An 11,451-nucleotide genomic window follows, 5' to 3' on the forward strand; every position below is an offset into this window, starting at 1 on the left:
AGCGGCAAGCTTCAAGCCGCAAGTTAACAGCAGTGCGTGATTTGCCTGCGAATATGATTCTGGCAGCTTCAGGTTTGTCGCCTGAAGCTGCCATGTAGAGGTTCAAGAGAATGGCCGAACGTCTAAGTAACGACTTCCAGTTCATCGATGTCGGGCGTAAAGATCCGAAGAAGAAGCTGCTGCGTCAGCGCAAGAAAGAGTTCGTGGAAATCTACGAGCCTTTCAAACCGCAACAGTCAGCCGATCAGGCTCACCGTTGCCTGGGTTGTGGTAACCCGTATTGCGAATGGAAATGCCCGGTTCACAACTTCATCCCTAACTGGCTGAAGCTGGTCGCCGAAGGCAACATCCTGGCGGCTGCCGAGCTGTCGCATCAGACCAACACCCTGCCGGAAGTCTGCGGTCGTGTGTGTCCGCAGGATCGCCTTTGCGAAGGTGCCTGCACCCTGAACGACGGCTTCGGTGCGGTGACCATTGGTTCGGTGGAGAAGTACATCACCGATACAGCGTTTGCCATGGGCTGGCGTCCGGACATGTCCAAAGTCGTGCCGACCGGCAAACGCGTCGCGATCATCGGTGCTGGTCCTGCGGGGCTAGGCTGTGCTGACGTGCTGGTGCGTGGCGGCGTGACTCCGGTGGTGTTCGACAAGAACCCGGAAATCGGCGGCTTGCTGACGTTCGGTATCCCCGAGTTCAAGCTGGAAAAAACCGTCCTGAGCCATCGTCGCGAAGTCTTCACCGGCATGGGTATCGAGTTCCGTCTCAATACCGAAGTCGGCAAGGACGTGACCATGGAGCAACTGCTCGAAGAATACGATGCCGTGTTCATGGGCATGGGCACCTACACCTACATGAAGGGTGGCTTTGCCGGTGAGGACCTGCCAGGCGTTCACGATGCACTGGATTTCCTGATCGCCAACGTCAATCGCAATCTGGGCTTCGAAAAGTCGCCGGAAGATTTCGTCGACATGAAAGGCAAGAAAATTGTCGTGCTTGGCGGCGGTGATACTGCGATGGACTGCAATCGGACTTCGATCCGCCAGGGTGCCAAGTCGGTGACCTGCGCTTATCGTCGCGACGAAGAAAACATGCCGGGTTCGCGCAAGGAAGTGAAGAACGCCAAGGAAGAAGGCGTGAAGTTCCTCTACAACCGTCAGCCGATCGCTATTGTTGGCGAAGACAAGGTTGAAGGTGTGAAGGTGGTCGAGACCCGTCTTGGCGAGCCTGATGCCCGTGGCCGTCGCAGCCCTGAGCCGATTCCGGGTTCCGAAGAGATCATCCCCGCTGATGCCGTAGTCATCGCATTCGGTTTCCGCCCAAGCCCGGCCCCGTGGTTTGAGCAGTTCACTATTCAGACCGACAGCCAGGGCCGCGTTATCGCCCCGGAACAGGCGCAGTACAAACACCAGACCAGCAACCCGAAAATCTTCGCCGGTGGCGACATGGTGCGCGGTTCTGACCTGGTGGTGACCGCAATCTTCGAAGGCCGTAATGCGGCTGAAGGGATTCTGGATTACCTGGGCGTTTGATGTAGCAGCTCGCCTCCTATCAAATAAGATGCAATTTTTTCAGAGTTGACTCAAATCCTGTAGGAGCTCACCGAGTTTACGAGGCCAGCGATAGCGGTTTATCTGACACACCGCCATCGCTGGCCTCGTAACCTCGGTGAGCTCCTACAGTCCATTGCTTGCTCCGCGACAACGTGGTGTCAGGAACGCCGGGGCGACTCCCACAGGTTCTTGATCGTCTGTAGGAGTGAGCTTGCTCGCGATAAACGATAACGCAATGGGTCTGAAGAACTGCGGGATCCAGATCGCGGGCAAGCTCCGCTCTTGCATAATCCTCGCTCCCGCTTCAAACCCGGCAACAAATCGGGATCGTTCCCCCGGGCAGAAGCCACTCCCAACCAAACCCCTGCGCTAATAGCCCTCCAGCTTCATCCTCCTCTTTTACCCCATCGGCGCCATCAGATGCTGGCTGGCCAACTGCGTTGCGGTTTATTTCCCCGAAGTATTTCTGCTCTACGGGCAGGCTAGGATCTTTGCCTGACTTAACGGGAACACTGTCGTACAGACTCCCATTTCATACATGTCGCTATAAGGAAATAGCCATGTTTCGAGATATAGCCTTACCTGCCTCTGCCACCTCTTCAGGCACCGAAGAACCGAGGGTCTTCAGGCCAAGCATTAGCGCAATCCGTGAACACGTCGCCCGCCAGGATGCTGATCGAATCCTTGATCAGTTTGCCGAGCGATTTACTGAAGATAACTATTTCCCGGAAGGTGGCGACGGTTTGCTGTTCGCCATGCTGACCTTGCTGCCTCAGTGGTCGGTGAACATGGGCATCGTCGTTGTGGATAGCGAAGGTGGCACGTTGGTCTCCTACCTCAAAGGCAACGATTGGACGGTTGTTGAGCAAACGATCACCTTCGTGCAGCGTGATGATGGTTCTTACTCTGCACCGGGCAGTGCCTTGACTTACCTCACTGAGTCGCTGTTCTGGGTGTTGTGCAGCCAGATTCCTTCAACATCCGAGATCGGTCGCTATGGCGATGATATTAGTGTCGAGAGCCGAATCGCGACGTTACGTGGGCAAATCTCAAGAGCGTCACGAATGGAGCGTGCGCTACTGTTCGAGGCATTGATGGCGGATGCACATATCTCGAAGTCCGGATCGACGGACATCAAGCTCAATCCCTACCTGCCATTTTGGACATCTTCCCCACAAGACTGGCCTCTGGCGTTGTGGTCATTGCACGAAGTGAATCCGCAGTTGCCGGTCGCACGTCTCGAAGACTTGCTGCTCAGCCTGCCACTCACCGATGATCAACAAGCTGATTTGCTGAATAACGCCACATTGCCCGAAACGTTTTTCGAGGCTTTGCAAGAGTCGCTGCACGAATGGTCGCACTACCGAGCGATTGATGGATTAAGGCATACCCGCGTCTATGACGCGCAAACCGATGATCTGGCTCGCACGCTGGCAGGGGGGCTTTTGAAAGATCGACTTGCTCGGGACCTAGTGATTACCGAGTATGAAGAAAGTCGGTATCAACCTCTCGGCCCGAACGATAATCCCGTGATACTGGTGCAAGCCGGTAAAGGTGTTTACGGTCGGGAAGACGAAGAGGGTGGAGTGATAAGGCCTGTCGAAAGGGGCACCGACAGTTTTTACCTGGCAATCCTTGCTCAGTTGCGGGCTTACGAGCTGCATGCGCTGGGGCTTGAGTCCGATCAGGACGTCAATGACTTGCGAGCGGTCATTGCTGGTCTCGCCTCTGAAGGTGACAGGGGCATGCTTTACCTTGAAGGTGTGTCAAATACGAGTGAACAGTTGCTACCAGACTGGATTCAGCAGGCGTCCTCAGAGGATATGCTTGCGTGGAAGGCTGCCATGCAGGCCTACAGTCAGGCGGTGCTTGAAGCACAAGCACCGGGGTTTATTGACGTGTCTGCCTACGGTGAACCTCGAGAGCTGCGTAACTATGTGAGGGAGAAGCTGAGTGCCCGGCTCAGCTTCGATCACGGGTTGGCGTTGAGCCCTGACGAGATATTTATCGTGACTCGCCATGTATCGACGGAATTCAGTTTTGCAGTGGATACAGAATACGGCTTTGCGGATTCCTCAGAGCCTGTTGACGTGATCCCTACAGCGCAAGCTCGTGATCTGATTGAGTTGTGCCTGGAAAATCTCTCCATTACGGACCTGAATTTTCTACTCACAGGTCAGGCCTTCGACAGCGCGCGCAGACCTATCAGTCAACTTACTCCCACTTATCTATTCAACCTGGTTCGTGACCTGAACGTAGGCGAAAGCTATTTAGAGTTTCTGAGCACCCGACTGCTCACATCACCAGAAGGCCAGTGGTGCAAGGAGCACTATGCGCTTGTTATGCAGGCTCAAATGCGTATTGATGCTCTTGAAGCGAAGATGGCTGGAGATTTTCGCGAAGGCGTCGATTGGCCCGCAGGCCATGACGATCGCGGGTACAAATGGGTACAGGCTGTTCTGGATCATCCTGTGGATGATGACGCCCGTGCGTTAGTGGACGGCCATCGTGTAGCGGTTGAAAAAATACAGATCAATAGGGTGCCACTGGATGGGCTGTTAATTATCAGGCAGGCCTCCAGTTATTTCGGCTCGCCTATTGTTGTCTACATTCCGCAGATGCCTGATGGAAGGTGCTTCTGGGCGCTCAACCGCCTTATCGACCTTCGATCGATACTGCAGGACCCTGTCAATCTCGAGCATGTGATAGATCTGGCTGCGCCCGAATATCGGGACAAAATCAGAGACATGTTAGTCAATCACTGGCACATGCTCGGTATTGAAACCACACCTTTCAGCCGGAGCTTCCTGGAAGCAAGCTATAAAACCCAAGTCAACAGGGTCGTTGCAGCGGTTAACCAACAAACCTCCACGACCAGCGAAAAAAACTGGGAAAGCGCTTGGGAAATCATCAGGTTTGTTGGCGAGACTGTCTTGGCATTCACACCCTTTAAAGTCGCCTTCCCCATTGCTGCGCTTCGCAGTCTGTATGCCATAACGCAAGGTGTGCAGAGCACCCAGAACGGCGAGCAAGAGGGCTCCCTTTATTTTGTTGAAGCCGCATTGTTTTTGCTGGATGCGCTAGGCCCTAACCCAAAGATAAAACCGTCGAAAGTTAGAAGTTCGGGCTTTTCCAGCTTGCGTTCTTCAAAAGCCCTCGCCCATTCCCCCGAGGGCCTGAAATTGCGCACTGACGGTGTTTACAGCGGTGTGTATGAAGTCAAAAAATCAGGCGTACCTACGAGTTTCTATGTGAAAGACGCCGGTAAAACCTACCCGGTTCGCTACGACCGTGATTACGCGACGTGGCGGTTGATTGATCCCCGCCGTCCGGATGCTTATTACCAGGCGCCGATCAGCTTCGAAGGCGGTGTCTGGACGCACGCAAAAGTCGGACTGTTGGGCGGCGGGCGCAAGGCTGTAAAAGCACCGACGCCTGGGCCCTCTGGTGCGAGTGGCGCACCCAAGCGCTATACCCTGGACGTAGCCGGATTCGAAAACTCCAAGCCGTTTAAAAAAGCGGATCCGCATATTCAGGACGCTTTGCGGCAGTCGGTGGAAAGAGTCACCGAAAAATACATTGAGAGAGGCGGCGGCAAATTTCATGGTTACGAGGAGAAGGGAACGGGCAGGTATATTTCCACGTTCGATTTAACCGGTATTCCGGGTGGCAAGGGCAGAGGGCCGTGGCGCTTGCAAGTGATCGAGCGCGTGGTACTTGATGAAAACGGTCAGGTGGTAAAGGTCCCGGGGCAACCGGGGGTACTTGAATTCGATAAGCTCCTGCCCAGTCATTGATTCGCTGGAGGTCCGAAGGCTATCTGCTTCAGGACCGGGCTCAGCCGAGACAGGTGTTGCTTCAGGAGTGAAGTATTCCCGGCTGAAGCCGGTTCCACGACTGCGACAAATCGACCCGATAGATAAAAGGCACGGCTCCAGCCGTGCCTTTTGCGTCCACGTCTGAGAAAATGCCCGCACTTTTTTTGCGGATGCCGACATGACTGCCTTGAAGAACGACCGTTTCCTTCGTGCCCTGCTCAAGCAACCCGTGGACGTCACCCCCGTCTGGATGATGCGTCAGGCCGGCCGCTACCTGCCGGAGTACCGTGCCAGCCGCGCCAAAGCCGGGGACTTCATGAGCCTGTGCATGAACCCGGAGTTCGCTTGCGAAGTCACCCTGCAGCCGCTTGATCGTTATCCACATCTGGACGCTGCGATCCTGTTCTCCGACATCCTGACCATTCCCGATGCCATGGGGCTGGGCTTGTACTTTGAAACGGGCGAAGGTCCGCGCTTCAAGAAAACCGTCAACACCCTGGCCGATATCGAAGCCCTGCCGATCCCTGATCCGCAAAAGGACCTCGGTTATGTGATGGATGCAGTAAGTACCATCCGCCGCGAGCTGAACGGTCGTGTGCCGCTGATCGGTTTCTCCGGGAGCCCTTGGACCCTCGCGACTTACATGGTGGAAGGCGGTTCGTCCAAAGACCATCGCAAGTCCAAAGCGATGCTCTACGAAAACCCGCAAGCCATGCACCTGCTGCTGGACAAGCTGGCTGACTCGGTTATCGCCTATCTGAACGGCCAGATTCTGGCGGGCGCACAAGCGGTGCAGGTATTCGACAGCTGGGGCGGTAGCCTTTCCGATGCGGCGTATCAGGAGTTCTCGCTGGCCTACATGCAGAAAATCGTCAACGGCCTGATCCGCGAGCACGACGGTCGCAAGGTTCCGGTGATTCTGTTTACCAAAGGCGGCGGTCTGTGGCTGGAAAGCATGGCTGAAACCGGCGCTGACGCACTGGGCCTGGACTGGACCACCAACATCGGTGACGCCCGTCGCCGCGTAGGTGACAAAGTCGCTCTGCAAGGCAACATGGACCCATCCGTGCTGTACGCAAGCCCGCAAGCCATCCGCGCCGAAGTCTCGCGAATCCTCGCCAGCTACGGCAGTGGCAACGGCCACGTCTTCAACCTCGGCCACGGCATCACCCCTGAAGTCGATCCGGCTCATGCGGGTGCTTTCATCGACGCTGTGCGCGAGCTGTCGGCGAAGTATCACGGTTGATGCACTGAGCCTGTAGGAGCTGCCGAAGGCTGCGAAAGTGGATGCCTGACACACCGCGTTCGCAGCCTTCGGCAGCTCCTACAGATAGCGCTTATATTTGTGTCTTTACCTGCAACGGCGGCAACTTCGCCAACCTCAGTGCCACACCCAGCGCAATCAACAGCAGCACACCAATAAACAAACCGATGCCGTACCACCCGCCGTAATGCCAGCACACTCCGCCCGCCGTTCCGGCCACGCTTGAACCTGCGTAGTAACTGAACAGATAAAGCGACGACGCCTGACCTTTGGCTTTGATTGCCCGTCTGCCAATCCAGCTGCTGGCGACCGAATGTGCACCGAAGAAGCCAAAGGTGAACATCAACACGCCAATGATCACCAAGGCCAATGGCTCGAACATGGTCAGCGCCATGCCGGCCAGCATCAACACGATCACCGCCCACAGCACTTGGCGGCGGCCCAGTTTGTCAGCCAGGGAGCCGATCTTCGCCGAGCTGTAGATGCCCGACAGGTAAACCACCGAAAACAGTCCGACCACTGCCTGGCTCAGGTGATAGGGCTCGGCCAGCAAGCGATAGCCAATGTAGTTGAACAGGGTCACGAAGCTGCCCATCAGCAGGAACGCTTCGAGAAACAGCAATGGCAGGCCCGCATCACGAAACTGCATGACGAAACCATCAATCAGGCTGCGCGGCTGCAACGAGCGTGCGCGGAAGTTGCGCGATTCAGGGAGGATTTTCCAGAACACCGCTGCGGCGATCAGCGCCAAAATACCCACCACCATCAACGCTATGTGCCAACTGACGTAGTCGATCAATACGCCCGTGATCACCCGGCCGCTCATGCCGCCAATCGCGTTGCCACCGATATACAGACCCATGGCCAGGCCAATGTGGTTGGGGTGAATTTCTTCACTCAGGTAAGTCATCGCCACCGCCGCCAGCCCGCTGAGAGACAGGCCCACGAACGCTCGGGTAATCAGCACGCCTTCCCAACTGGGCATAAACGCGCTGGCAAGGGTGAAGATCGCGGCGCAGAACAGCGCCAGCACCATCACAGGCTTGCGCCCGAGCCGGTCGGAAATTGGCCCGGTGATCAACAAGCCGATTGCCAGCATGCCCGTTGAGACCGACAGAATCAGGCTGCTCTGTGCCGCATTGATCGAAAACTCCCTGGACAGCACCGGCATCATCGGCTGCACGCAGTACAACAGCGCAAACGTCGCGAACCCGCCGGCGAAAAGTGCGAGCACCGTGCGCATGAATAGCGGTGTGTCTTTCTCGATGTAAACGTCACCCAGGGGGATGGCCGCTTCAATCGTTGTCGATTGGGTTTGCGGAGTAGAAGGGCTGACGGCAGTGTTCACGGTGGGCCTCAAAGAGCGTCTGGCGGGCAATGAGAAAAAAGAATATAGCTGGCTAATCATTCTTTCCAATATATTGTTCGACCTGTTTGATAGGTAAAACGACTCATTGGGAAGGCCATGGAATTACGTCATCTGCGCTACTTCATTGCGGTCGCCGAGGAGTTGCATTTCGGTCGCGCCGCGCTGGTTCTGGGGATCTCTCAACCCCCGTTGAGTCAGCAGATCCAGGCGCTGGAACAGGAACTGGGCGCGCGTCTTTTTGAACGCACCAACCGGCGTGTGGAACTGAGTGAGGCCGGGCGGCTGTTTCTGGATGAAGCCCGACTGGTGTTGGCTCAGGTCGATAAAGCTGCGGATGTCGCCCGGCGAGCGCAATTGGGGGAGCTGGGGGAGCTGAAGATCGGCTTTACGACCTCGGCACCGTTCACGTCGAGTATCCCGCAGGCAATCCTCGCGTTTCGCCAGGCTTTTCCAGCGGTGCACCTGTCGTTACAAGAAATGAACAGCAAGGAAGTGGCTGCCGGACTGGAGGACGAGTCGATTCAGGTGGGCATCATGCGCCCCTTGGCTTTACCGGATTCACTGGTCGTTCATGAACTGCTCCGCGAATCGCTTGTGGCAATCATCAACGCCGACCACCCCTTGGCGCAGAGCAGCGACCAAGGCATCCATTTATCAGAGCTGGCCAATGAGCCCTTTGTGTTCTTCCCGCGCACCTATGGCAGCGGTTTGTATGCACAGCTTGTCGATCTGGCCAGAGCCGCGGGTTTCAGCCCACTGATTACCCAAGAGGCGGGCGAGGTCATGACCATCATCGGTCTGGTCGCTGCCGGGCTTGGCGTAACCGTGTTGCCTGCTTCCTATCGACGTATGCGAATCGAGGGCGTGGTCTATCGCACGCTACTCGACCCGGACGCGACCAGCGCGGTGTGGCTGGTGCAGCGCAAGGATCAGCAATCGCCGATGGCTAAAGCGTTTGTGGAGTTGGTGACGCGCCGGACGGAGGATGAATAACTCGTTAACTAAGGGCTTTAGGGTCAAGTTCTGTTGCTAGAGGTCGAGACAGTTTAAAGACCTTTCCCTTTTTTGGTGATCCATGGCTCTTCGGCAGATACGTATATCGACACGTGCATTTCTGAGTTTTGGCGTCATCAGTGTATTGATGCTTGGGTTCGGTATTTTCTCCATGCACCAGATCACGCAGATGCGCGAGGCCGTTGTGCACACCGAGCAAGTGTCCCACGCCGGCACCCGATGGCTGGGCAGCATTCGTGATAACTCGCTGGGTATTCGGGTGCTTACGTTCCGGTTGATGATTAACCGTGATCTCGCTGTATTAGTGCCATCCACCCAACGGCTGGTATTTCTGCGCGGCGAATTGAGCAAAGCGCTGGACGGATATACCCCAATCGTTCCCGAGGTTGCTCGCACGTCCTTTTCAAAGATGCAAAGCGTCGTGGCCCAGTATCAACAGGCACTGGATCGTTATCAGGGGCTTTCCGAGAAAGGTGACATTCCGGGGATGACCGCGCTGCTCAACGGCACCATTCAGGATCTGTCGAACCAGACCGGTGATCTGTTCAATGAGCTGGTCAAGATCAACTTGGAGCAAGGCGGTCTTTACACTCAGCAGGCCGAGCAACGCTATGACACCGCCATGCAGACCACCGTGGGCGTTCTCGTGCTGGTATTTGCGCTGACCGTCGGGCTGGCCTGGTTGCTGACGCGCAGCATTGTGCAGCCACTCAACGGGGCCATCGGTGCTGCTCAGCGTATTGCCCGGGGTGACCTGACCGGAACTATCGAGGTCGACGGCAAGGACGAGGCCGCCGATCTGCAGAAATCCCTGGGTGGCATGCAGCAAGCGTTGATGGATACGCTGCGTTTGATCGGTAACTCCTCCGATCAACTGGCTACCGCCGCTGAAGAAATGACTGCGATCACTACCCAGACATCGGGTGATCTGCATAACCAGAACGACGAAATCCAGCAGGCTGCCACAGCGGTCAACGAGATGACCGTGGCTGTTGAGGAAGTGGCCCGCAATGCGGTCTCCACGGCGGATGCTTCCAGTGCGTCGACGACCACCGCACAAATGGGTCGCCAGCGCGTCGACGGGACTATTCAGGCCATCGAGCGTATGGGGCAGCGTGTAGAAGACGCTTCTTCACAGGTTCAGGAGTTGGCCGAGCATTCGCAGGACATCGGCAAAATTCTGGATGTGATTCGGGGCGTGGCCGAGCAAACCAATCTGCTGGCGCTTAACGCCGCGATTGAGGCCGCACGTGCGGGAGAGGCTGGACGAGGTTTTGCGGTCGTTGCTGATGAAGTGCGAGCTTTGGCTGGACGGACCCAGACGTCGACTCAGGAAATCGAACAGATGGTCGCTGCGATTCGGGCCGGTACGGCCAAAGTCGTCGACACGATGCAAGCCACTAACGAGCAGGCGCTCACTACTCTGGATATGGCCAAAACCGCCGGTGGAGCGCTCGATGAGATTGCCCAGGCTATCTCGCTGATTCACGAACGGAATCTGGTGATCGCAAGTGCTTCGGAGGAACAGGCTCAGGTAGCGCGGGAAATCGATCGTAATCTGGTTAACATCCGTGACCTCTCGATCCAGACATCGGAGGGGGCCGGGCAGATAGATTCGGCCAGCCAGTCTCTTTCAGGTCTGTCCCACGATCTGAAAACAATGGTTGGGCGCTTTCAGTTGTAGTCCAGACTCTCCCGTAGAGGACTGCGACGCCGCGCTGTCGCGCAGCAAACGTGGACCCTGTAGGAGTGAGCTTGCTCGCGATAACGGTAGACCTGTTGAGAAATTACTCTCTGACCTGACGCTATCGCGAGCAAGCTCACTCCTACAGAAAGGTATTACAAATCAGAAAGTTGTCGTTTGTTTAATGAGGGCTGCCGAAGGCTGTGATCGCCTTGTGTCGGGCTGAATGCTTCGCAGCCTTCGGTAGCTCCTACGGACGTGAGTCGAAGATGTGGATTAATCCACCTTGCTCAAATCACCCTTCAACGCGACGCCAGCGATGAACGCGCCCGCGTGGCACTCATAGTTCACAGGGTCTTTGCGTTCGATGCTTTTGTAGTAGCTGGTGATGTTGGTCACGGCGTTGGCGTTGGCGTTTTTCGCGGCGCCGTACATCTGCAGGATGGCCGATTGCAGTACCCACTCACAGGCTTCTGTGTCGCTCTTGTTGAAAGCGTTGGTTTTCTTATTGGTCACGGCGCCCGGGCTGACGACGGTGACCTTACCTTTGGGTGGCACGCCCGCCAGGTAGAACTTAACGCTGCCGTCGATTTTGCCAGCGGCGGTCATGTCATTGATGACTTTCTGAAACGGCAGAAACAGCGCCGTGTCACGAGCCTGGCTGACGCCTGGCAGTACGGACAGGGCAATGGCAGCAGCGGCGATCCAGGGCTTCAATTGCATAACGGTCTTTCCTTGAGAGTGAGTGAATG

General features: G+C 56.3%; 7 protein-coding genes and 1 pseudogene. 6 read left to right on the forward strand and 2 right to left on the reverse strand.

Annotated elements, in window-relative coordinates; translation table 11 throughout:
• Positions 1–110: 110 nt before the first annotated feature.
• The 3 genes from AUC61_RS02230 (at position 111) to hemE (ending at position 6,614) form a co-directional block, all read left to right on the forward strand.
• The gene (locus AUC61_RS02230) at positions 111–1,529 is read left to right on the forward strand and encodes an FAD-dependent oxidoreductase (protein WP_243244256.1); all 1,419 of its coding nucleotides are present in this window, start codon (positions 111–113) and stop codon (positions 1,527–1,529) included.
• Between the two features lie 581 nt (positions 1,530–2,110).
• Entirely contained in the window at positions 2,111–5,347 is a 3,237-nt protein-coding gene (locus tag AUC61_RS02235) for a dermonecrotic toxin domain-containing protein (RefSeq protein ID WP_243244257.1), read from the forward strand.
• A 199-nt stretch (positions 5,348–5,546) separates the two neighbouring features.
• Entirely contained in the window at positions 5,547–6,614 is a 1,068-nt protein-coding gene (hemE, locus tag AUC61_RS02240) for a uroporphyrinogen decarboxylase (RefSeq protein ID WP_243244258.1), read from the forward strand.
• A gap of 91 nt (positions 6,615–6,705) precedes the next feature.
• On the opposite strand, the gene AUC61_RS02245 is transcribed toward hemE, so the two are convergent.
• On the reverse strand, positions 6,706–7,980 hold the full coding sequence (locus AUC61_RS02245; RefSeq protein ID WP_422764871.1) for an MFS transporter: 1,275 nt from the start codon (positions 7,978–7,980) through the stop codon (positions 6,706–6,708).
• Positions 7,981–8,097: 117 nt separating this feature from the next.
• Here AUC61_RS02245 and AUC61_RS02250 point away from each other — a divergent pair, with 117 nt between their 5' ends.
• The 3 genes and pseudogenes from AUC61_RS02250 (at position 8,098) to AUC61_RS26840 (ending at position 10,699) form a co-directional block, all read left to right on the forward strand.
• Positions 8,098–8,994: a LysR family transcriptional regulator gene (locus AUC61_RS02250; RefSeq protein WP_243244260.1), complete on the forward strand. Its 897-nt coding sequence runs from the start codon at positions 8,098–8,100 to the stop codon at positions 8,992–8,994.
• A gap of 82 nt (positions 8,995–9,076) precedes the next feature.
• A pseudogene (locus AUC61_RS26835) lies at positions 9,077–9,838 on the forward strand (MCP four helix bundle domain-containing protein); the annotation flags it as partial.
• Between the two features lie 72 nt (positions 9,839–9,910).
• On the forward strand, positions 9,911–10,699 hold the full coding sequence (locus AUC61_RS26840; RefSeq protein ID WP_479692264.1) for a methyl-accepting chemotaxis protein: 789 nt from the start codon (positions 9,911–9,913) through the stop codon (positions 10,697–10,699).
• A gap of 276 nt (positions 10,700–10,975) precedes the next feature.
• Here AUC61_RS26840 and AUC61_RS02260 read toward each other — a convergent pair whose 3' ends face one another.
• Positions 10,976–11,422, reverse strand: coding sequence for an excinuclease (locus AUC61_RS02260; protein ID WP_243244262.1), 447 nt, complete (start codon positions 11,420–11,422; stop codon positions 10,976–10,978).
• Between the last annotated feature and the right edge of the window lie 29 nt (positions 11,423–11,451).

This window comes from Pseudomonas maioricensis (assembly GCF_022790535.1).
GTDB lineage: Bacteria > Pseudomonadota > Gammaproteobacteria > Pseudomonadales > Pseudomonadaceae > Aquipseudomonas > Aquipseudomonas maioricensis.

Coding starts and splice junctions, on each gene's coding strand:
- AUC61_RS02235 (WP_243244257.1), top strand. CDS start 2,111: ATGTTTCGAGATATAGCCTTACCTGCCTCTGCCACCTCTTCAGGCACC.
- AUC61_RS02260 (WP_243244262.1), bottom strand. CDS start 11,422: ATGCAATTGAAGCCCTGGATCGCCGCTGCTGCCATTGCCCTGTCCGTA.
- AUC61_RS26840 (WP_479692264.1), top strand. CDS start 9,911: ATGACTGCGATCACTACCCAGACATCGGGTGATCTGCATAACCAGAAC.
- hemE (WP_243244258.1), top strand. CDS start 5,547: ATGACTGCCTTGAAGAACGACCGTTTCCTTCGTGCCCTGCTCAAGCAA.
- AUC61_RS02230 (WP_243244256.1), top strand. CDS start 111: ATGGCCGAACGTCTAAGTAACGACTTCCAGTTCATCGATGTCGGGCGT.
- AUC61_RS02250 (WP_243244260.1), top strand. CDS start 8,098: ATGGAATTACGTCATCTGCGCTACTTCATTGCGGTCGCCGAGGAGTTG.